This window comes from Streptomyces sp. NPDC053367 (assembly GCF_044545925.1).
Classification (GTDB): domain Bacteria; phylum Actinomycetota; class Actinomycetes; order Streptomycetales; family Streptomycetaceae; genus Streptomyces.
In genome coordinates this window covers 271,103-291,500 of sequence record NZ_JBITYN010000003.1, presented here as the reverse complement: position 1 = coordinate 291,500, position 20,398 = coordinate 271,103, and the positions used below count along the sequence as shown (strand labels likewise).

Annotated in this window: 19 protein-coding genes and 1 tRNA gene; 12 read left to right on the top strand and 8 right to left on the bottom strand. The window is 72.1% G+C overall.

What is annotated here, in order from left to right:
* The first annotated feature begins 7 nt into the window (after positions 1-7).
* Positions 8-1,699: a phenylacetic acid degradation protein PaaN gene (gene paaN, locus ACIGXJ_RS10980; protein WP_399643066.1), complete on the top strand. Its 1,692-nt coding sequence runs from the start codon at positions 8-10 to the stop codon at positions 1,697-1,699.
* A gap of 9 nt (positions 1,700-1,708) precedes the next feature.
* On the opposite strand, the gene ACIGXJ_RS10975 is transcribed toward paaN, so the two are convergent.
* The 3 genes from ACIGXJ_RS10975 to ACIGXJ_RS10965 are packed head-to-tail and all read right to left on the bottom strand — an operon-like array spanning position 1,709 to position 4,879.
* Positions 1,709-2,536 carry a TrmH family RNA methyltransferase gene (locus ACIGXJ_RS10975; RefSeq protein ID WP_399643064.1) on the bottom strand — a complete coding sequence of 276 codons (828 nt, stop codon included), beginning with the start codon at positions 2,534-2,536 and terminating at the stop codon, positions 1,709-1,711.
* Positions 2,537-2,546: 10 nt separating this feature from the next.
* Positions 2,547-3,851 carry an HTTM domain-containing protein gene (locus tag ACIGXJ_RS10970; RefSeq protein ID WP_399643062.1) on the bottom strand — a complete coding sequence of 435 codons (1,305 nt, stop codon included), beginning with the start codon at positions 3,849-3,851 and terminating at the stop codon, positions 2,547-2,549.
* Positions 3,848-4,879 carry a DUF5819 family protein gene (locus ACIGXJ_RS10965; RefSeq protein WP_399643687.1) on the bottom strand — a complete coding sequence of 344 codons (1,032 nt, stop codon included), beginning with the start codon at positions 4,877-4,879 and terminating at the stop codon, positions 3,848-3,850. The genes ACIGXJ_RS10970 and ACIGXJ_RS10965 overlap by 4 nt, the downstream gene beginning before the upstream one ends.
* Before the next feature lie 409 nt (positions 4,880-5,288).
* Between ACIGXJ_RS10965 and paaA the strand changes: the two genes are divergently transcribed.
* Genes paaA through paaE form a run of 5 tightly spaced genes read left to right on the top strand, consistent with a single transcriptional unit; the run spans position 5,289 to position 8,908 of the window.
* Entirely contained in the window at positions 5,289-6,302 is a 1,014-nt protein-coding gene (gene paaA / locus ACIGXJ_RS10960; protein ID WP_399643060.1) for a 1,2-phenylacetyl-CoA epoxidase subunit PaaA, read from the top strand.
* Positions 6,299-6,586 (top strand): 1,2-phenylacetyl-CoA epoxidase subunit PaaB, encoded by a 288-nt coding sequence (gene paaB / locus ACIGXJ_RS10955; protein WP_399643058.1) that lies wholly within the window; start codon positions 6,299-6,301, stop codon positions 6,584-6,586. The genes paaA and paaB overlap by 4 nt, the downstream gene beginning before the upstream one ends.
* Before the next feature lie 11 nt (positions 6,587-6,597).
* Positions 6,598-7,317 (top strand): 1,2-phenylacetyl-CoA epoxidase subunit PaaC, encoded by a 720-nt coding sequence (paaC, locus tag ACIGXJ_RS10950; RefSeq protein ID WP_399643685.1) that lies wholly within the window; start codon positions 6,598-6,600, stop codon positions 7,315-7,317.
* Positions 7,311-7,844 (top strand): 1,2-phenylacetyl-CoA epoxidase subunit PaaD, encoded by a 534-nt coding sequence (gene paaD / locus ACIGXJ_RS10945; RefSeq protein WP_399643056.1) that lies wholly within the window; start codon positions 7,311-7,313, stop codon positions 7,842-7,844. Before paaC ends, paaD begins: the two co-directional genes overlap by 7 nt.
* Entirely contained in the window at positions 7,844-8,908 is a 1,065-nt protein-coding gene (gene paaE, locus ACIGXJ_RS10940; RefSeq protein WP_399643054.1) for a 1,2-phenylacetyl-CoA epoxidase subunit PaaE, read from the top strand. Before paaD ends, paaE begins: the two co-directional genes overlap by 1 nt.
* 146 nt (positions 8,909-9,054) lie before the next feature.
* Here paaE and ACIGXJ_RS10935 read toward each other — a convergent pair whose 3' ends face one another.
* From ACIGXJ_RS10935 to ACIGXJ_RS10920, 4 genes are all read right to left on the bottom strand, one after another.
* Positions 9,055-9,384: a rhodanese-like domain-containing protein gene (locus ACIGXJ_RS10935; RefSeq protein WP_399643681.1), complete on the bottom strand. Its 330-nt coding sequence runs from the start codon at positions 9,382-9,384 to the stop codon at positions 9,055-9,057.
* A 48-nt stretch (positions 9,385-9,432) separates the two neighbouring features.
* Positions 9,433-10,284, bottom strand: coding sequence for a hypothetical protein (locus tag ACIGXJ_RS10930; protein ID WP_399643052.1), 852 nt, complete (start codon positions 10,282-10,284; stop codon positions 9,433-9,435).
* Positions 10,285-10,496: 212 nt separating this feature from the next.
* Positions 10,497-11,900, bottom strand: a complete 1,404-nt coding sequence (locus ACIGXJ_RS10925; RefSeq protein WP_399643051.1) for a DUF2252 domain-containing protein — start codon at positions 11,898-11,900, stop codon at positions 10,497-10,499.
* Positions 11,901-12,074: 174 nt separating this feature from the next.
* The gene (locus ACIGXJ_RS10920) at positions 12,075-12,794 is read right to left on the bottom strand and encodes a 4'-phosphopantetheinyl transferase (protein ID WP_399643049.1); all 720 of its coding nucleotides are present in this window, start codon (positions 12,792-12,794) and stop codon (positions 12,075-12,077) included.
* 230 nt (positions 12,795-13,024) lie between these two features.
* Here ACIGXJ_RS10920 and ACIGXJ_RS10915 point away from each other — a divergent pair, with 230 nt between their 5' ends.
* The gene (locus tag ACIGXJ_RS10915) at positions 13,025-13,435 is read left to right on the top strand and encodes a TetR-like C-terminal domain-containing protein (protein WP_399643047.1); all 411 of its coding nucleotides are present in this window, start codon (positions 13,025-13,027) and stop codon (positions 13,433-13,435) included.
* Positions 13,436-13,683: 248 nt separating this feature from the next.
* Here ACIGXJ_RS10915 and ACIGXJ_RS10910 read toward each other — a convergent pair.
* Positions 13,684-13,770, bottom strand: a tRNA-Leu gene (locus tag ACIGXJ_RS10910).
* Between the two features lie 491 nt (positions 13,771-14,261).
* Here ACIGXJ_RS10910 and ACIGXJ_RS10905 point away from each other — a divergent pair.
* The 5 genes from ACIGXJ_RS10905 to ACIGXJ_RS10885 all read left to right on the top strand — a co-directional run bounded on the left by ACIGXJ_RS10905 (position 14,262) and on the right by ACIGXJ_RS10885 (position 20,314).
* The gene (locus ACIGXJ_RS10905) at positions 14,262-15,176 is read left to right on the top strand and encodes an FhaA domain-containing protein (RefSeq protein WP_399643044.1); all 915 of its coding nucleotides are present in this window, start codon (positions 14,262-14,264) and stop codon (positions 15,174-15,176) included.
* A 10-nt stretch (positions 15,177-15,186) separates the two neighbouring features.
* Positions 15,187-15,699, top strand: a complete 513-nt coding sequence (locus ACIGXJ_RS10900; protein WP_399643042.1) for an FHA domain-containing protein — start codon at positions 15,187-15,189, stop codon at positions 15,697-15,699.
* 140 nt (positions 15,700-15,839) lie between these two features.
* Positions 15,840-17,381: a Stp1/IreP family PP2C-type Ser/Thr phosphatase gene (locus tag ACIGXJ_RS10895; RefSeq protein ID WP_399643040.1), complete on the top strand. Its 1,542-nt coding sequence runs from the start codon at positions 15,840-15,842 to the stop codon at positions 17,379-17,381.
* 27 nt (positions 17,382-17,408) lie between these two features.
* Positions 17,409-18,845: an FtsW/RodA/SpoVE family cell cycle protein gene (locus ACIGXJ_RS10890; protein WP_399643038.1), complete on the top strand. Its 1,437-nt coding sequence runs from the start codon at positions 17,409-17,411 to the stop codon at positions 18,843-18,845.
* Complete coding sequence (locus tag ACIGXJ_RS10885; RefSeq protein WP_399643036.1) at positions 18,842-20,314, top strand: penicillin-binding transpeptidase domain-containing protein; 1,473 nt, start codon at positions 18,842-18,844, stop codon at positions 20,312-20,314. Before ACIGXJ_RS10890 ends, ACIGXJ_RS10885 begins: the two co-directional genes overlap by 4 nt.
* Positions 20,315-20,398 lie beyond the last annotated feature (84 nt).

Sequence of the window (20,398 nt, the reverse complement as noted above, 5' to 3'; positions counted from 1 at the left end):
GTCCCGTATGGCCGCCGAACTCACCGCGCACGAGCTGATCGCCCGGCACCGGCCCACCCTCGACCAGGCGCTGGAAGCGATCCGCACCCGCGCGTACTGGTCCCCGCACCCCGAGCACCCCAAGGCCTACGGCGAGAACGGCAGCCTGGACGCGGCCGCGGGCAAGGCCGCCTTCGACGCCCTGCTCGGCACGCGCCTCGACCTCGGCCAGCCCGGCACCGACGACTGGGTGGGCGGCGAGGTCTCGCCGTACGGCATCGAGCTGGGCGTGGAGTACCCGCACGCCGACCTCGACGTCCTGCTGCCCGCCATGAAGGCCGGCCAGCGCGCCTGGCGCGACGCTGGCGCGGAGCTGCGCGCCGCGGTGTCCGTCGAGATCCTCAAGCGGATCAGCGACCGGACGCACGAGTTCGCGCACGCGGTCATGCACACGTCCGGCCAGGCCTTCATGATGGCTTTCCAGGCCGGTGGCCCGCACGCCCAGGACCGCGGCCTGGAGGCGGTGGCGTACGCCTACGTCGAGCAGGTGCGCACCCCCGACACCGCCGAGTGGAGCAAGCCGCAGGGCAAGCGCGACCCGCTCGCGCTCACCAAGCAGTTCACGCCCGTCCCGCGCGGCATCGGCCTGGTCATCGGCTGCAACACCTTCCCGACGTGGAACGGCTACCCGGGCCTGTTCGCCTCCCTGGCCACCGGCAACGCCGTCCTGGTCAAGCCCCACCCGCGCGCGGTGCTCCCGCTCGCGCTGACCGTGCAGGTCGCCCGCCAGGTGCTCGCCGAGGCCGGCTTCGACCCGAACCTGGTCGCGCTGGCCGCCGAGCGCCCCGGCGAGGGCATCGCCAAGACGCTCGCCACCCGCCCCGAGATCCGGATCATCGACTACACCGGCTCCACCACCTTCGGCGACTGGCTGGAGGCCAACGCCCGCCAGGCGCAGGTCTACACCGAGAAGGCCGGCGTCAACACGGTGCTCGTCGACTCCACCGACAACTACAAGGGCATGCTGTCCAACCTGGCCTTCTCGCTGTCGCTGTACAGCGGCCAGATGTGCACCACCCCGCAGAACCTGCTGATCCCGCGCGACGGCATCCGCACCGACGAGGGCCCCAAGACCTTCGACGAGGTCACCGCCGACCTCGCCCGCGCCGTCGACGGCCTGCTCGGCGACGACGCCCGGGCGAACGCGCTGCTCGGCGCCATCGTCAACCCGGACGTCAAGGCCCGCCTGGAGGCCGCCGCCGGGCTCGGCGAGGTCGCCCTCGCCTCCCGCGAGATCGCCAACCCGGAGTTCCCCGACGCGGTCGTCCGCACGCCGGTGATGGTCAAGCTGGACGGCGCCAAGCCGGACGACGAGGCCGTCTACATGAGCGAGTGCTTCGGGCCGGTCTCCTTCGCCGTCGCCGTCGACTCCGCCGCTGACGCGCTGGAGCTGCTGCGGCGCAGCGTGCGCGAGAAGGGCGCCATGACCGTCGGGGCGTACACCACCGACCCCGAGGTCGAGCAGGCCGTGAAGGAGGTGTGCCTGGAGGAGGCGGCGCAGCTGTCGCTGAACCTCACGGGCGGGGTGTACGTCAACCAGACGGCGGCCTTCTCCGACTTCCACGGCTCGGGCGGCAACCCGGCGGCGAACGCGGCGCTGTGCGACGGCGCCTTCGTCGCCAACCGCTTCCGGGTGGTCGAGGTCCGCCGGGAGGCGTAGGCGGAAACCTCACACCTTGGCGAGGCTCCAGTGGTACAGGGCCATCGCCACGCTGGTGGCGAGGTTGTAGCTGGAGACCTGCGGGCGCATCGGCAGGGCCACCAGGTGGTCGGCACGCGCGCGCAGCTCGGCCGACAGGCCGCTGCGCTCTGAGCCGAAGGCGAGGACGGCGTCGTCCGGGAGCTTCACGCCCCGGATGTCGTCGCCCTCCGGGTCCAGCGCGAAGACGGGCCCGAAGGGCAGGTCGGCCACCTCAAGGCGCTCCACGGCGGTCGCGAAGTGCAGTCCCGCGCCGCCACGCACCACCGTGGGGTGCCAGGGGTCCAGGGTGCCGGTGGTGACGACGCCGGTCGCGCCGAAGCCGGCGGCCAGACGGATCACCGCGCCCGCGTTGCCGAGGTTGCGCGGGTTGTCGAGGACCACGACCGGCGCACTGCGCGGGGAGTGCGCGAGCCGCGCGAGGTTGGCCGCCCGGGAGGGCCGTACGGCCAGCGCGGCCACCGCCGTGGGGTGCGGGCGCGGCACCAGCGAGGTGTACGCCGGGTGCGTCACCTCGGTGAGCAGCGCCTCCAGCGCGGGGCGCACGTCGGCGGCCAGCTCGTCGGCCAGGGCGAGGGCCGCGGTCCGGTCGGCGGTCACCGCGACGGGCACCTCGGCACCGAAGCGCAGGGCGTGCTTGAGGGCGTGGAAGCCGTCGAGCAGGACGGTGCCCTCCCCGGCCAGGCGGTGCCATGCGCTCACCGGGTCGTTCGCGGCGGGCGCGGCGTCGTCGGCGGCGCCCACCGGGCCGCTCGGGTCGCTCAGCGGGTCGTTGGCGGCGTCCACCGGGTCGTTCATGCCGAGCAGCCTACGTGCGGGTGACGCCCGCGGGGGCCGGGTGCTCGGGCAGCGGCTCGCCGGCGGGCCGGTCGGGCGGCCCTGAGCGCCCTGTACGCCGGAGCAGCCGGCCACGCGCGCGTGCCGCGAGGGCGCCGAGGCGGCGCAGGAAGGTCGTGGGCAGGAAGACCGCGTCCGCCGCGATCATGGCCAGCGAGAAGAACGGCAGTCCGAGCACCACGGCGATCACCGCGTGCTCGGTGATCATGACGGCGAGCAGGACGTTCTTGAGCCGCCGGTTGAGCAGGGTGAACGGGAAGACGACCTGGACCAGCACGGTCCCGTAGGTCACCAGCATCACCAGGGTGCCGTTCGCCGACAGCAGGTCGCCCAGCGCGGGCCAGGGCGAGAAGTAGTCGAGGTGCAGCGGGTAGTAGGCGGCCGTGCCGTCCTGCCAGCGCGAGCCCTGGATCTTGTACCAGCCGGCGGTGGCGTAGATCAGACACGCCTCGGCCATGATCACCAGCAGGGCGGCGTTGTGCAGGATGTTCGCCACCACGTCGAGCATGATGCGCGGCTGCGCGCTGCCGGCCCGGTGGGCGACCAGCCACCACAGTCCCTGCGCGGCCCAGGCCGACCAGAGCAGCGCGGGCACCATCCCGGGGCCGTTGACCGCCGACACCAGGAAGGTCCACACCTGCTCGGGAGCGCTCGCGCCGCCGGACTCGGTCACCTTCAGCATCCAGTCCTCGCCGAGCTTCCCGGCGAGGGTCGAGGCGACGAGCACCAGCCCGGACAGCCCCCACAGCACCGGCCCGGCCCGGTCCGCCACCCGCTCGCCACGCGCGTGTGCCGCGGCGGTGCGGCGCGCCCTGCGCGCGTCCAGCGACCACACCTGACCGCAGCGCGTGAACACCAGGTAGACGCTCATCAGGTGCAGGACGTTGTCGCCGCCGTCGCCCATGAGGACACTGCGGTTCTGCAGGGACAGCACCCCCACCAGGAACAGCACGGACATGGCGCGGGTGCGCCAGCCCAGCATCAGCAGGGCGGCAAAGAGGGCGGCGAGCAGATAGACGGCCTCGAACCAGAGGCCGCCGTCCGACCACATCAGCACGGTGAAGGCGTGGTTGAGGTCGATCAGCCGGCGCCCGAGGTCCCAGCTCCACGGGCCGTCGGGGCCGTACAGCTCATGGCGGTGGGGGAACTCGCGCAGCAGGAACAGCAGCCAGGTCGCGGCGAAGCCGATGCGGATGACGGCCGTCTGGTACGGGCCGAGGGCGGCCTCCGTGACCCGGGCGATCGCGCCGGAGACCGCGAGGGAGAACCGGTTCATCCCGTGACCCCCTCGGCCTCGTCCGCCGACACCGTCCACCAGGCGAGCACCCGGTGCATCGGCTTCAGTGACACCTTCTCCTCGCTCCAGTCCGGCGGCGGCACGTTGGTCGTACGGGAGCGCAGCTGGACCATCTCCACCGTGCCGCCCGGGCCGACCGCGCCGGCCCGGTCCAGGCGCAGCACCGCGATCCGGCGCAGATACGACTCGGCGAGCAGGCCGCGCTCGCCCGTGGCGCGGTTGTCGGCGTCATGCGTGGCGAGGAAGAAGTCCCAGGCCCGGCGCAGTTCGTTCTGCTGTGTGTGGCTCGGCAGCGGATTCCCCTCCAGCGCGCGACCGTCCTGCGCCGACAGGTCCTGCCAGCCGGTGGTCCGACGCTCGCCGTCCGCCGTCCGGACCTGGGCCCTGACCTGTACGGCGATGTTCTGCTGCAGCGGGTTGGGCGCGAACAGCTTCCAGTTCTGCTCGAACTCCGGGTACACCCATTCGTCGATCACCTTGGCATGCTTCTTCGACACCGTGTTCGACGGCGCGACATGCAGGAACACCATCCCCAGGTGGACGCACACGGCCACAGCCACCACAGCGAGCGCGAGCGCGACCCCCACCTGATACCTCGGAGCCAACGCGGCGACCCCTGTACGCCGCCCGTCCCCGACACCGGGCAGGGCAGGGGACGGATCGGGCGCGAAGAGCGGCCCGGCGACGAGCCGGGTCGCTGGTTCCGTCGAGGGGCGGGCCGGGGGAAGCGGCGGCGGCACGAGGTCCACGGGCCCGGTGGGGAACGTGCCGGCGACGGCGGGCTCGCTCCCGGCGCCGCGTCCGAGGGGCTCGGCATCCTCCGGGGCGGCCCTCCCCGCAGCCTCCGCAGCCGGCCCGGCAGGCTCGCTCCCAGCGCCGCGTCCTACGGGCTCGGCATCCTCCGGGGCGGCCCTCCCCGCAGCCCTCGCAGCCGGCCCGGCAGGCTCGCTCCCAGCGCCGCGTCCGACGGGCTCGGCGGGGCCGGACTCGGCGGGCCGCGCGTCCATGGGGTCGGTCGGGGCGGGGCGGACACCGGTGTCCGCGGTGCCCCCGGTGTCCGCGTCCTTCGACCCGTGCGCGTCCATAACGACCTGAATCCCCGATGCCTAGTGCCCTGCCTGCGGTCCGGCCGGTCCAGCCGGCTCAGCCGGTCCTACGGACCCAGCCGCTCCAGCCGGCTCAGCCTTCCTGTCGACCCAGCCGGTCCAGCCGGCCGATCGGCCCAGCGTGTGCTGCCGGTCCGGCGGGACACGCTACTCAGGACCACCCGCCGGGCACACCCCGCAGCGGACCCGCGGCCGGCCGGTTATCCACAACGGTTGACACCTTACGGCGCCCGTCCCACCATGGAATCGCACGGACCGAACGATCGGTCGGGAGAAGCTCAGCGCAGAACCCATGGTCGAGGGGGACCTCATGGCGACAGCAGCCGCGCACCAGACGGCCCGCACACCGGCGCACGACGCCCCGGACGGCACCGACGCCGCCACCGAGGCGTTCCAGCGCGTCTTCGACGCCGCCGTCGCCGACGACGAGCGCATCGAGCCGCGCGACTGGATGCCGGACGCCTACCGCGCGACGCTGGTGCGCCAGATAGCGCAACACGCCCACTCCGAGATCATCGGCATGCAGCCGGAGGCCAACTGGATCACCCGTGCGCCCTCGCTGCGCCGCAAGGCGATCCTCATGGCGAAGGTCCAGGACGAGGCGGGCCACGGGCTGTACCTGTACAGCGCGGCGGAGACGCTCGGCGCCAGCCGCGACGATCTGCTCGACAAGCTCCACAGCGGCCGCCAGAAGTACTCCTCGATCTTCAACTACCCCACCCTGACCTGGGCGGACGTCGGCGCGATCGGCTGGCTGGTGGACGGCGCCGCGATCACCAACCAGGTGCCGCTGTGCCGCTGCTCCTACGGCCCGTACGCCCGCGCGATGGTCCGTGTCTGCAAGGAGGAGTCCTTCCACCAGCGCCAGGGCTACGAGCTGCTGCTGGCCCTCAGCATCGGCACGCCCGAGCAGCACGAGATGGCCCAGGACGCGGTGGACCGCTGGTGGTGGCCGTCGCTGATGATGTTCGGCCCGCCCGACGACGAGTCGCAGCACTCGGCCCAGTCGATGGCCTGGAAGATCAAGCGCCACTCCAACGACGAGCTGCGCCAGCGCTTCGTCGACATCTGCGTCCCGCAGGCGGAGTCGCTCGGCCTGACCCTGCCCGACCCGGACCTGAAGTGGAACGAGGAGCGGGGGCACTACGACTTCGGCGAGATCGACTGGACGGAGTTCTGGGAGGTCCTCAAGGGCAACGGCCCGTGCAACGAACAGCGGATCGACCAGCGCAGGCGGGCCCACGAGGAGGGTGCGTGGGTGCGCGAGGCGGCCGCGGCCTACGCGGACAAGCACGCCGGCGGAAACGGAGAGGCGCGAGCATGACCACCAACGACTGGCCCCTGTGGGAGGTCTTCGTCCGCTCCCGGCGCGGACTCTCCCACACCCACGCCGGCAGCCTGCACGCGCCGGACGCGGAGTTCGCCCTGCGCAACGCCCGCGACCTGTACACCCGGCGCGGTGAGGGCGTCTCCATCTGGGTCGTGCCGTCCTCCGCGATCACCGCGTCCTCGCCGGACGAGAAGGACCCGTTCTTCGAGCCGGCCGCCGACAAGCCGTACCGGCATCCGACGTTCTACGAGATCCCGGACGGGGTGAAGCACCTGTGAGCGAAGCGCCTGTGACCGCCACGATCCCCACGACGGCCGCGCTCGCCCTCGGCGACGACGCGCTGGTGCTCTCCCACCGCCTCGGCGAAGGCATCGGCCACGCCCCCGTCCTGGAGGAGGAGGTCGCCCTCGCCAACATCGCGCTCGACCTGCTCGGCCAGGCCCGGGTGCTGCTGTCGATGGCCGGTGACGAGGACGAACTGGCCTACCTCCGCGAGGAGCGCGCCTTCACCAACCTCCAGCTGGTGGAGCAGCCCAACGGCGACTTCGCCCACACGATCGCCCGCCAGCTGTACTTCTCCGTCCACCAGCACCTGCTGTACGCCGAACTGGCCGCGGGCGACGGCCCGTTCGCGCCGCTCGCCGCGAAGGCCGTCAAGGAGGTCGCCTACCACCGCGACCACGCCGAGCAGTGGACGCTGCGCCTGGGCGACGGCACCGAGGTCAGCCATGAGCGCATGCAGCGGGCCTGCGACGCGCTGTGGCGGTTCACCGGCGAGATGTTCCGGCCGGTGGACGGCCTGGAGGTGGACGGCGAGGCCCTGGAGACCGCCTGGCTGGCCGCCGTCGAGGACGTGCTGACGCGGGCGACCCTGACCGTCCCCGAGGGCCCACGCACCGGCGCCTGGGCGGCCGGAGCCGGCCGGGAGGGCCTGCACACCGAGTCCTTCGGGCGGATGCTCGCCGAGATGCAGCATCTGCACCGCAGCCACCCGGGGGCGTCATGGTGACCCTCACCCCGCTGGAGGCCGAACTCCTCGCCGTCGCCGGGTCGGTGCCCGACCCCGAGCTGCCGGTGCTCACCCTGGAGGAGCTGGGCGTGCTCCGCGCGGTGCACGTAAGGGGCACGGACGCGGTCGAGGTCGAGCTGACCCCGACCTACACCGGCTGCCCGGCCCTGGAGACGATGTCGGCGGACATCGAACGGGCGCTGCACGAGCACGGGGTGCGCGAGGTCACCGTCCGCACCGTCCTGTCGCCCGCCTGGTCCACCGACGACATATCGCCCGAAGGACGCCGCAAGCTGCGGGAGTTCGGCATCGCGCCCCCGCGCGTACGCCAGGACGCCGGACCGGTGGCGGTGGCGCTCGGCCCCACCCGCACGGCCGAGCCGGACCTCGCGTCGGACCCCGTCCGCTGCCCGCACTGCGGCTCCGCCGACACCGAGCTGCTCACCCGCTTCTCCTCCACGGCGTGCAAGGCCCTGCGCCGCTGCCTGTCCTGCCGTGAACCCTTCGACCACTTCAAGGAGTTGTGATGGCGCGCTTCCACACGCTCCGGGTGGCCGCGGTCGACCGGCTCACCGACGACTCCGTCGCCCTCACCTTCGCCGTGCCCCCGGAGCTGCGCGAGGCCTACCGGTACACGCCCGGCCAGCATCTGGCGCTGCGGCGGCTGGTCGACGGGGTCGAGGTCCGGCGGACGTACTCGATCTGCGCCCCCGCCCCCGTGCCCGGCGACGACGGCCCCCGCACGCTGCGGGTCGGGGTGCGCCTGGTGGACGGCGGCGCCTTCTCGACGTACGCGCTGAAAGAGGTGAACCTCGGCGACGAGCTGGAGGTGATGACTCCGGCGGGCCGCTTCACGCTCGACCCGGCGCCCGGACTGTACGCGGCGGTCGTCGGCGGCAGCGGGATCACCCCGGTGCTGTCGATCGTCTCGACGCTGCTGGCGCGCGAGCCCGAGGCCCGGTTCTGCCTGATACGCAGCGACCGCACGGCCGCCTCGACGATGTTCCTGGAAGAGGTCGCCGACCTGAAGGACCGCTACCCGGAGCGGCTCCAGCTGGTCACGGTCCTCTCCCGGGAGGAGCAGCAGGCCGGCCTGCCCTCGGGCCGACTGGACGAGGAGCGGCTGACCGGACTGCTGCCGGCGCTGCTGAAGGTGGACGAGGTGGCGGGCTGGTTCCTGTGCGGGCCCTACGGGCTGGTGCAGGGGGCCGAGCGGGCGCTGCGCGGCCTCGGGGTGCCGCGCACCCGGATCCACGAGGAGATCTTCCATGTGGACTCCGAAGGCGCGCCCCGACCGCAGGGCAGCACCCCCGCGCACAGTACGGTCACCGCGCGGCTCGACGGCCGCGGCGGCACCTGGCCGGTGCAGGACGGCGAGTCACTGCTCGACACGGTGCTGCGCAACCGCCCCGACGCGCCCTACGCCTGCAAGGGCGGCGTGTGCGGGACCTGCCGGGCCTTCCTCGTCTCCGGCGAGGTCCGCATGGACCGCAACTTCGCGCTGGAGCCGGAGGAGACGGAGGCCGGGTATGTGCTGGCCTGTCAGTCGCATCCCGCGACGGAGAAGGTGGAGCTGGACTTCGACCGCTGACCGGAGGCCGGCCCGCCCCCGGCCGGCCCTCCCTGCCCAGCCCTCCCGGTCAGGTCCTCCCTGCCCGGTCCTCCCTGCCCGGTCCTCCCGGTCAGGTCCTCCCGGTCAGGTCCTCCCTGGCCGGCTCTCGCTTCCGGCACTCCTGATCAGAGGACGAACCCGGGCCGGCCCTCGTCCGTGACGACGGGGCGGCCCGTGGCCTCCCAGACCTGCATGCCACCGTCGACGTTCACCGCGTCGACGCCCTGCTGCACCAGGTACATGGTGACCTGCGCCGAGCGCCCGCCGGAGCGGCAGATCACATGGACCCGGCCGTCCTGCGGCGCGGCCTCGGTCAGCTCGCCGTACCGCGCGACGAACTCGCTGATCGGGATGTGCAGCGCGCCCTCGGCGTGACCGGCCCGCCACTCGTCGTCCTCGCGGACGTCCAGCAGGAAGTCGTCGTCCTTGAGGTCCGAGACCTCGACCGTGGGCACTCCAGCTCCGAAACTCATGCCTCCGACGCTACCCGACCTCGGGCTGGCCTAGGCGCTCAGCTCGGCGAGCTCCGCCTCCCGCTTGGCGACCTCCGCCAGCAGTTGCTCGGCGATCTCCTCCAGGAGTCGGTCGGGGTCGTCCGGGGCCAGCCGGAGCATCGCGCCGATCGCGCCCTCCTCCAGCTCCCGCGCCACCACGGCGAGCATCTCCTTGCGCCGGGCCAGCCAGTCGAGGCGGGCGTACAGCTCCTCGGCCCGGCTCGGGCCGCGCTCGGCGGGAGCGGGACCCTGCGCCCACTCCGCGGCCAGCTCCCGCAGCTGGGCCTCGTCTCCGCGGGCATAGGCGACGTTGACACGGCTGAGGAACTCCTCGCGCCGCTTGCGCTCACCGTCCTCCTGCGCCAGGTCCGGGTGGGCCTTGCGGGCCAGCTCGCGGTAGAGCTTGCGGGCCTCCTCGCTGGGGCGCACCCGCGGCGGGGGCTGCACCGGCCGGCCGGTGAGCATGGCCGCGGCCTCCGGGAACAGGCCGTCGCCGTCCATCCAGCCGTGGAACAGCTCCTCGACGCTGGGCATCGGCAGCACCCGGGCGCGCAGCTCCTGCGCCCTGCGCACGTCCTCGGGGTCGCCGGTGCGGGCCGCGCGGGCCTCGGCTATCAGCGCGTCCAGCTCCTCCAGCCGGGCGTAGACGGGGCCGAGCCGCTGGTGATGGAGCCGCGAGAAGTTGTCGACCTCGATACGGAAGGTCTCCACCGCGATCTCGAACTCGATCAGCGCCTGCTCGGCCGCCCGCACGGCCCGTTCCAGCCGCTCCTCGGGCGTCTCCGAGGACGCGACGCCATCAGGCGCCGCACCGGTCCCACCGGCCACGCCACCACCCTGCTCAGCTTCCGGGCTCGTCACCCGACCAGCGTAGGCCACGCCTCCACGACCTCCGGAATCCCACGATCCGCCCCGAGCACCACAAGCCCTGACACAGCTGCCGGGCCCCTGGCCCGCCTGTGTCCACCCGTCACCCGCCTGTGTCCACCCGTCACCCGCCTGTCGCCCCCGTCATCCGCCTGTACCGCCCGTCATCCGTCCGTCTCCGCCGCTCACCCGCCTGTCTCCGGGCCTCACACGCCCGTCTCCGCCGCGATGCGCCCCGCCCGCACCCCGGCGACCAGCTCCGAGTGATCGGCCTCGGTGCGGTCGGCGTAGAGGACGGCGAACGCGGCGATCGCCTCGTCCAGCTCCTCGTTCTTGCCGCAGTACCCGGCGATCAGCCGCGGGTCGGCGCTGTGGGAGTGGGCGCGGGCCAGGAGCGCGCCGGTCATCCGGGCGTAGTCGTCGATCTGGTCGGCGGCGAGCGCGGCCGGGTCGACGCTGCCCTTGCGGTTGCGGAACTGCCGCACCTGGAAGTCCCGCCCGGCGACGCTGGTCCAGCCCAGCAGGAAGTCGCTGACGACCTGCATCCGCTTCTGCCCCAGCACCACCCTGCGGCCCTCGTGCGCGACGTCCGGCACCTCCAGACCGGCCGTGGCCAGATGCGGCAGCAGCGCGGACGGGCGGGCCTCCTTCACCTGCAGGACCAGGGACTCCCCGCGGTGGTCGAGCAGCAGCACGACGTAGGAGCGGGTGCCCACGCTGCCGGTGCCGACTATGCGGAACGCCACGTCCTGCACCGTGTACCGGGCGAGCAACGGCAGGCGGTCCTCGGAGAGCGTGTCGAGGTACGCCTCGAGGGACGCGGCGACCGCCGCGGCCTCCTCGTCCTCGACCCGGCGCAGCACGGGCGGGGCGTCCTGGAAGCGGCGCCCGCCGTCCGGCGCCGGCTCGGTGGACCTCGCCGCGAACCGCCCGCTGGTGTTGGCCCGCGCCTTCTCCATGACCCGCTCCAGCGTCCCGAGCAGGTCGTGGGCGTCGGTGTGGGAGACCAGCTCTTCGTCCGCGATGGCGTTCCACGCGTCCAGCACCGGCAGCTTGGCGAGCAGCCGCATCGTACGGCGGTAGGCGCCGGCCGCGTCCCGGGCCGCCGCGCGGCAGGTGTCCTCGTCGGCGCCGGCCTCCCGGCCCGCGAGCACGAGCGAGGCGGCGAGCCGCTTGAGGTCCCACTCCCAGGGTCCGACGACCGTCTCGTCGAAGTCGTTCAGGTCGATGACCAGGCCCCCGCGGGCATCGCCGTACAGCCCGAAGTTCGCGGCGTGGGCGTCACCGCAGATCTGGGCGCGGATGCCGGTGATCGGCGTACGCGCCAGATCGTGGCCCATCAGCCCCGCCGAGCCGCGCAGGAAGGCGAACGGTGTGGCCGCCATCCTGCCGACCCTGATCGGCGTCAGCTCAGGGATACGGCCGCGGCTGGACTCCTCCACCGCGCTCACCGCGTCGGGCCGGGAGGCGTCCAGGTCGAGAGAGGCATGCGCGGCACGCGGCACGCTGCCCCGCAGCGCCTTGCCCTCCTCCTTGGGCGACCCGGCGTCGGCCCACTCGGCGAACCCCCGCACCCGCGGCAGCCGCCGCCCCGCACCGGCCTCGGTCACTGCGACCGCCTCCCCCGTGCTCACACACCCGACACGAACATCAACACGAACATCAATGCGTGCCGACCGTACAGCCGGTGGCCGAAACTCGTCAGGCCCCTGTGGACAAGTCCCTCACTGTGGACAACACCCGACCCGGCAGCCCGCCTACTCCGCCTACCCCGCCGGCCCCCACTACCGCGGCATCACCGCGACAACCGTCGCCACATGCCCCCGCCCCGCCCCCTGATCCGCGCCCCGGACCCCCCACCGCCCGCTGAACCGCTCGATCCGCGCCCCCTCCACGACCGGTCCGGGCACGAGCAGCGTCCCGGTGAGGGTCCCCCGGTCCGCGTCGAAGTCGATGACGCACTCACTGAAGTCCAGCCAGCGGCCGGTCAGCGGGAACCACGCCTTGTAGACGCTCTCCTTGGCGCTGAACATCAGCCGGTCCCAGGAGATGTCCGGTCGCCGGGCCGCGAGCCTGGCCAGGGTGGCCCGCTCCTCGGGCAGCATCACCGACTCCTCGACGCCCTCCGGGAGCGGGCCGTGCGGCTCCGCGTCCACACCGATCGAGACGACCGCCGAGCTGCGGGCGACCACCGCACCGCGATACCCGTCGCAGTGGGTCATGCTCCCGACGATCCCGTCCGGCCAGCCCGGCGCCCCGCGCTCCCCGGGCAGGATCGGCGCGGGCGCGACTCCCAGCCGGGCCAGGGCCGTACGCGCGCACAGCCGCACCGCGGCGAACTCGCGCCGGCGCTTGTCCACCGCGCCCGCCACCAGTTCGGCCTCCTCCGGGAACAGGGTGGAGGTGATGTCGTCGGGGTCGGCGAACAGCTCGCAGACCTCCGTCCCGGAGGGCAGCAACCCCTCCAGCAGCCCCGCCACGCCACCACCCACCGCGGCAGCCACCCCAGTCACCCCGGCCACGCCAGCCACGCCAGCCACCCCAGTGGACGAACCCGCCCCAGCCGACGCACCCACCCCCGCGGCACCGTTCACACCGATCCCCGTCATCCCCGAAGTCCCCCCGTCAATGGGCCCGTTGAGGGCCCGCCGAAAAGCCGGCGTCTGTCGAAGCCGGTACCCATTGAAGCGCGGCCGACGGCGTGCGGGGACGGCGGAGTGGCTCAATCCCGGCCGTGCCCCGCCCGGAGGAGGTCACCGCCACGGGGACCACCCGCTCGTCCCCGGACGCACCCTCGGTCTGCGCGGCCCGCACCTGGCCACCGCGTGCCCGCCCGGCCATCAGCGCCAGCACCACCACCGCCAGCCCCGCGGCAAGCGCCGTACCGGCCATGAGCATCCGGTCGAGCCGTCCCCGCCCGACGGCGAGAACGGCCAGGCCCGGCAGGACATCGGCGAGGGCGCCTTTCGCGCTGCTGTGCGACGCGGTGTCCGCGGCGGTGGGCGAGGCCGACGGGGAGCGCGTCGCCGTCCACCTGTGGACCGCCCTGCACGGCGCGGTCACCGTGCACGGTCTGACGTACTTCCCCTGGCCCCCCGTCGAGGAGCACGTCGACAGTCTGGTCGCCCTGCTGCTCGGACCCTGAGACCTTCCTCACAGAGACGGTGAGGGTGCGGCGGGACCGCGCCCTCACCGTCGTACGGGACCCGGGAGAGCACGGAAGCACGGGAGAGCACAGAGACGTGGAAGAGCACAGAGACGCGGGACAGCGCAGACGTGGAAGAGCGAAGAGAGCAGACGTGGAAGAGCAAAGAGACGCGGGAGAGGGCAGAGATGTGAGAGGGCAGAACGCAGAAGGACCGGCATCGTTTTCACGATGCCGGTCCTTCCGACTGGTGCGCGAGGGGGGAGTTGAACCCCCACGCCCTTGCGGGCACTGGAACCTGAATCCAGCGCGTCTGCCTATTCCGCCACCCGCGCATTGGGTGTGCCCTCCGGCTCCGTTCCTTTCGGCCCGGCGCCTTCCGACACGCAGAACATTAGCACGCTGGACGGGGTGGATTCACATCCGTTCCCGCCGGGGCCCCGGGGTGCCACCACGGGGCCGCGCCTCCCGGTGGCACGTATCAACCCTGTACCGGTCCTCCCCGTCCTCCCAGGATCCCGGACCGCGCGCACAGCCGGGTGCGGGACACTGGTCCGGGGCCGCCTCTACGATCCATGGCAGCAGGCGGCCCGGGCGGAGTTCGAAGGAGGCCCGCGGGGGGAACTGTCGCAGGCGTCGGCAACCAGTCGGCAGCCGCGCGGCGACCTGGAGGCAGCCGTCGGCACCCGTCGACACCGATCAGCCGGTTCACCAGGGGGAACCAGCCGATCCAGCGGTGCGTGGATACGATCAGTAAGCAGTACCAAGTACGAAGCAGCCGGGTAAGAAGCAGTACGCAGGACGACAGCGACGGAGGAGGTGCCCCATGGGAGTCCTGAAGAAGTTCGAGCAACGTCTCGAAGGTCTGGTCAACGGCACCTTCGCCAAGGTCTTCAAGTCCGAGGTCCAGCCTGTGGAGATCGCCGGCGCGCTCCAGCGCGAGTGCGACAACAACGCGACCATCTGGAACCGCGACCGGACCGTCGTACCCAATGACTTCATCGTGGAGCTGAGCACACCCGACTACGAGCGGCTCAGCCCCTACTCCGGGCAGCTCGGCGACGAACTCGCCGGCATGGTGCGCGACTACGCCAAGCAGCAGCGGTACACCTTCATGGGCCCCATCAAGGTCCATCTGGAGAAGGCCGACGACCTCGACACCGGCCTCTACCGCGTGCGCAGCCGCACCCTCGCCTCCTCCACCAGCCAGGCCCAGGCTCCCGGCCCCGCGGCCGGCCCGCAGCCCGGCGGCTACGGCTACCCGCAGCCCGGCGCCGCACCGGGCGCACCGCCCGCCGGTGCCCCGCCCATGCCGTCGGCGCCGCCGCCCGGCGGGCGGCCCGGTGGCTACGGCTACCCGCAGCCCCCGGCCGGCGCGCAGCCCGGCGCTTACGGCTACCCGCAGCCCGCGGCCGGCCCGCGGCCCGGTGCCGCTCCCGGCGGACCCGCGGCCGGCGGCCGCACCCGCTACTGGATCGAGATCAACGGCACCCGCCATCAGATCTCCCGCGCCACGCTCGTGCTGGGTCGCAGCACCGAAGCCGACGTGCGGATCGACGACCCCGGCGTGAGCCGACGGCACTGCGAGATCCGGACCGGAACGCCCTCGACGATCCAGGATCTCGGCTCCACCAACGGCATCGTGGTGGACGGGCAGCACACCACCCGCGCTACGCTCCGCGACGGCTCGCGGATCGTCGTGGGCAGCACCACCGTTATCTATAGGCAAGCCGAAGGGTGATCCGGGGGCAATGTCAGAGCTGACCCTCACGGTCATGCGGCTGGGTTTCCTGGCCGTACTGTGGCTGTTCGTGATCGTGGCCGTGCAGGTCATCCGCAGCGATCTGTTCGGCACGCGCGTCACACAGCGCGGGTCGCGACGGGACGCCGCCCGGCCGCAAGCGGCCGCACGCCAGGCGCCGCCCCAGCAGCGCCAGCAGCCCGCGCCCGCCGGCCGCGGGCGCCGTAACGCCCCCACCAAGCTGGTGGTGACCGAAGGCACACTCACCGGCACCACCGTCGCGCTGCAGGGGCAGACCATCACCCTGGGCCGCGCGCACGACAGCACGATCGTGCTGGACGACGACTACGCCTCCAGCCGTCATGCCAGGATCTACCCGGACCGCGACGGCCAGTGGATCGTCGAGGACCTGGGCTCCACGAACGGCACCTACCTCGACCGCGCCCGGCTGACGACCCCCACACCGATTCCGCTGGGTGCGCCGATCCGCATCGGCAAGACCGTCATCGAGCTGCGGAAGTAGTGCTACATCATGAATGAGCGCGAGCGGAGCGAGCACGCAGCGGCGGCCGGCACCCCGGGCCCCGGCGCGCTCCCGACCGGAGGGTGGGCAGTGTGGCTCGACACGACCGGCTGCATGCGGAGCCGACGGGCGAGGTGGGCATGAGTCTGTCACTGCGCTTCGCCGCCGGATCGCACAAGGGCATGATCCGGGAGGGCAACGAGGACTCCGGTTACGCCGGTCCGCGCCTGCTCGCCATCGCCGACGGCATGGGCGGCGCCGCCGCCGGCGAGGTCGCCTCCTCCGAGGCCATCTCCACCATCGTCGCCCTCGACGACGACATCCCCGGCTCCGACGTCCTCACCTCCCTCGGCGCCGCCGTACAGCGTGCCAACGACCAGCTGCGCTCGATGGTCGAGGACGACCCCCAGCTGGAGGGCATGGGCACCACGCTCACCGCCCTGCTGTGGACCGGCCAGCGGCTGGGCCTGGTGCACGTCGGCGACTCGCGCGCCTACCTGCTGCGCGACGGCGTCCTCACCCAGATCACCCAGGACCACACCTGGGTGCAGCGCCTGGTCGACGAGGGCCGGATCACCGAGGAAGAGGCCACCACCCACCCGCAGCGCTCGCTGCTGATGCGCGCCCTCGGCAGCGGCGACCACGTCGAGCCCGACCTGTCGATCCGTGAGGTCCGGGCCGGCGACCGCTACCTCATCTGCTCCGACGGCCTGTCCGGCGTGGTGTCCCACCAGACCCTGGAGGACACCCTCGCCAGCTACCAGGGCCCGCAGGAGACCGTGCACGAGCTGATCCAGCTCGCGCTGCGCGGCGGCGGCCCCGACAACATCACCGTCATCGTCGCCGACGTCCTCGACCTGGACACCGGCGACACCCTCGCCGGGCAGCTGTCGGACGCGCCCGTCGTGGTGGGAGCGGTCGCAGAGAACCAGAACCAGCTCAGCGACAACGGCATCATGCAGACCCCGGCCGGACGCGCCTCCGGCCTCGGCCGCAGACCGCAGGGGCACGGCGGCGGCGGTGAGTTCGGCCCGCCCGGCTCCGGTGACGTCACCGGGTTCATCCCCACCGACGGCTTCGGCGGCTACAGCGACGAGGACTTCGTCAAGGAGCGCTCGGGCCGCAAGTGGCTGAAGCGTTCGCTGTACGGCGGGCTCGCGCTGGCCGTCGTCGGCGCCGGGCTCTACGGCGGCTACCGCTGGACGCAGACCCAGTACTACGTCGGCACCAACGACGAGCACGTCGCCCTCTACCGCGGCATCAGCCAGGACCTGGCCTGGGTGTCGCTGTCGAAGGTCGAGAAGGACCACCCCGAGATCGAACTCAAGTACCTGCCGCCGTACCAGCAGAAGGCGGTCAAGGCGACGATCGCCGAGGGCGGGCTGAAGAACGCCCAGGCGAAGATCGACGAACTGGCCGTGCAGGCCTCCGCATGCCGCAAGCAGGCCGAGCGGCGCGCCGCCGAGAGCGAGCGGAACGCGAACACGGGCGAGGGCGAGGCCGGCGGCACCACGGGAACCACCCGTACCTCGCTGACGTCCAAGGCATCGCCGACACCCACCCCGTCGGCCCCGACATCCCCGAACGCGTCCAAGACCCCGACCCCGACCGCCACTCCCAGCCCCGGCCCGAGCCTGTCGGAGGAAGAGCAGAAGGTCGTCTCGCTGTGCGGTAAGCAGTAGGCGAGCCGTGAGAGGCCCCGTCACACGATGAGCAGTACAACCAACACGTCGACGCACCACACGTCCACGATCGGCGCCATCGGCGCGCCCAGCAGGCGCAACACCGAGCTGGCGCTGCTCGTCTTCGCCGTCGTCATCCCGGTCTTCGCCTACGCCAACGTGGGCCTCGCCATCAACGACGAGGTGCCGTCCGGCCTGCTGGCCTACGGTCTCGGCCTCGGCCTGCTGGCCGGCGTCGGCCATCTCGTCGTACGGAAGTTCGCGCCGTACGCGGACCCCCTGCTGCTGCCGCTGGCCACGCTGCTCAACGGACTGGGCCTGGTGGCGATCTGGCGCCTTGACCAGTCGAAGCTGCTGCAGTCCATCGGCCAGGCCGGCACCGCGGCGCCGCGCCAGCTGATGTACACAGCGATGGGCATCGCGCTGTTCATCGTGGTGCTGATCTTCCTCAAGGACCACCGCGTCCTGCAGCGCTACACCTACATCTCCATGGTCGGCGCGCTGTTCCTGCTGCTGCTGCCGCTGGTGCCGGGCCTCGGCCAGAACATCTACGGCGCCAAGATCTGGATCTCCGTCGCCGGGTTCTCCATCCAGCCCGGTGAGTTCGCGAAGATCGTCCTCGCCGTGTTCTTCGCCGGCTACCTGATGGTCAAGCGGGACGCGCTCGCGCTCGCCAGCCGCCGCTTCATGGGCCTGTACCTGCCGCGCGGCCGCGACCTCGGTCCGATCCTGGTCGTGTGGGGGATCTCGATCCTCATCCTGGTCTTCGAGACCGACCTCGGCACGTCGCTGCTGTTCTTCGGAATGTTCGTCATCATGCTGTACGTCGCCACCGAGCGGACCAGCTGGATCGTCTTCGGTCTGCTGATGTCCGCGGTCGGCGCGGTCGGCGTGGCGAGCTTCGAGCCGCACATCCAGCAGCGTGTGGACGCCTGGCTCGACCCGATGCGCGAGTACACGCTGTCCCGCCAGGGCGTCGGCGGTCACTCCGAGCAGGCCATGCAGGCGCTGTGGGCGTTCGGCTCGGGCGGCACGCTGGGCACCGGCTGGGGCCAGGGCCACTCCGAGCTGATCCGCTTCGCCGCCAACTCCGACTTCATCCTCGCCACCTTCGGCGAGGAGCTGGGCCTGGCCGGGCTGATGGCGATCCTGCTGGTCTACGCGCTCATCGCCGAGCGCGGCGTGCGCACCGCCCTCGCCGCCCGCGACCCCTTCGGCAAGCTGCTCGCCATCGGCCTGTCCGGCGCCTTCGCCCTCCAGGTGTTCGTCGTCGCCGGCGGCGTCATGGGCCTGATCCCGCTGACCGGTATGACGATGCCCTTCCTGGCGTACGGCGGTTCCTCCGTCATCGCCAACTGGGCGCTGATCGGCATCCTGCTCAGGATCAGCGACACCGCGCGCCGCCCGGCGCCGTCCCCCGCCCCCAACCCCGACGCCGAGATGACCCAGGTGGTCCGACCGTGAACAAGCCCCTGCGACGCATCGCGATCTTCTGCGGGCTGCTCATCCTGACCCTGCTGATCCGCGACAACTGGCTCCAGTACGTCAAGGCGGACGAACTGGCCACCGACGACGACAACCGCCGCGTCAACATCGCGCGCTACGCGACCCCGCGCGGCAACATCATCGTCGACGGCAAGCCCATCACCGGCTCGGTGGAGAACAAGTCCGGCGACTTCAAGTACAAGCGGACCTGGGTGAACGGCCCCATGTGGGCGCCGGTCACCGGCTACTCCTCCCAGGCGTTCGGCGCGAACCAGCTGGAGAAGCTCCAGGACGGCATCCTCACCGGCACCGACGACCGGCTCTTCTTCCGTGCCACCCTCGACATGCTCACGGGCAAGGAGAAGGAGGGCGGCAGCGTCGTCACCACCCTCAACGCGGCCGCGCAGAAGGCGGCCTTCGAGGGGCTCGGCGACAAGAAGGGCGCCGTCGCCGCGATCGAGCCGTCCACGGGCAAGATCCTCGCGCTGGTCTCCACGCCGTCGTACGACCCGTCGAAGTTCGCCGGCACCTCCGCCGACGACGAGAAGGCGTGGAAGGCCGTCCAGAAGGAGAACAACCCCGACGACCCAATGCTGAACCGGGCGTTGCGCGAGACCTACCCGCCCGGCTCCACCTTCAAGGTGGTCACCGCGGCCGCGGCCCTGGAGCACAAGGTCGTCTCCGGCATCGACGAGAAGACCAGGACGCCCGACCCGTACCAGCTGCCGCAGACCACGACCGATCTGACCAACCAGCACGGCGAGTGCAAGAACGCCAGCCTGAAGTACGCGCTCATGGTGTCCTGCAACACCGTCTTCGCGAAGCTGGCCGACACCGTCGGCAACGAGGGCATGATCGAGCAGGCGGAGAAGTTCGGCTACAACAACAAGGAGCTGGACACTCCCGTCCGCGCCTCGGAGAGCGTCTACCCCGAGGACAACGCGCCGCAGAACGCCATGGACGGCATCGGCCAGGCCTCCAACCGGGCCACCCCGCTGCAGATGGCCATGGTCACCGCCGCGATCGCCAACGACGGCAAGCTGATGAAGCCGTACATGGTCGACCAGCTCAAGGCCGCCAACCTCGACACGATCGAGACGACCGAGCCCGAGGAGCTGTCGCAGGCGGTCTCCGGCGAAACCGCGCAGAAGCTCCAGGAGATGATGGAGGCGGTCGTCAACGACCCGCAGGGCACCGGTGGCAAGGCGAAGATCGGCGGCGTCACCGTCGGCGGCAAGACCGGTACCGCCCAGCACGGTCTGAACAACAGCGAGAAGCCGTACGCCTGGTTCATCTCCTACGCCAAGCTCGACGACGGCAGCTCGCCGGTCGCCGTGGCCGTGGTGGTCGAGGACGGCGCGGCCAACCGTGACGACATCAGCGGTGGCGGTCTGGCCGGCCCGATCGCACGGGATGTGATGAAGGCCGTCATCGACAGCAAGAAGTGACCCCGATCACGTCCCCTTCACATCGGCGCACGTTGCGATACCGGTCCTGTATCGGGTGACGGGCTTGGCCAGGTCGCACAAGGA

Coding starts and splice junctions, on each gene's coding strand:
- ACIGXJ_RS10975 (WP_399643064.1), bottom strand. CDS start 2,536: ATGAACGACCCGGTGGACGCCGCCAACGACCCGCTGAGCGACCCGAGC.
- paaN (WP_399643066.1), top strand. CDS start 8: ATGGCCGCCGAACTCACCGCGCACGAGCTGATCGCCCGGCACCGGCCC.
- ACIGXJ_RS10970 (WP_399643062.1), bottom strand. CDS start 3,851: ATGAACCGGTTCTCCCTCGCGGTCTCCGGCGCGATCGCCCGGGTCACG.
- ACIGXJ_RS10895 (WP_399643040.1), top strand. CDS start 15,840: ATGAGTCTGTCACTGCGCTTCGCCGCCGGATCGCACAAGGGCATGATC.
- paaD (WP_399643056.1), top strand. CDS start 7,311: ATGGTGACCCTCACCCCGCTGGAGGCCGAACTCCTCGCCGTCGCCGGG.
- ACIGXJ_RS10905 (WP_399643044.1), top strand. CDS start 14,262: ATGGGAGTCCTGAAGAAGTTCGAGCAACGTCTCGAAGGTCTGGTCAAC.
- paaB (WP_399643058.1), top strand. CDS start 6,299: ATGACCACCAACGACTGGCCCCTGTGGGAGGTCTTCGTCCGCTCCCGG.
- ACIGXJ_RS10965 (WP_399643687.1), bottom strand. CDS start 4,879: ATGGACGCGCGGCCCGCCGAGTCCGGCCCCGCCGAGCCCGTCGGACGC.
- ACIGXJ_RS10900 (WP_399643042.1), top strand. CDS start 15,187: ATGTCAGAGCTGACCCTCACGGTCATGCGGCTGGGTTTCCTGGCCGTA.
- paaE (WP_399643054.1), top strand. CDS start 7,844: ATGGCGCGCTTCCACACGCTCCGGGTGGCCGCGGTCGACCGGCTCACC.
- ACIGXJ_RS10890 (WP_399643038.1), top strand. CDS start 17,409: ATGAGCAGTACAACCAACACGTCGACGCACCACACGTCCACGATCGGC.
- paaA (WP_399643060.1), top strand. CDS start 5,289: ATGGCGACAGCAGCCGCGCACCAGACGGCCCGCACACCGGCGCACGAC.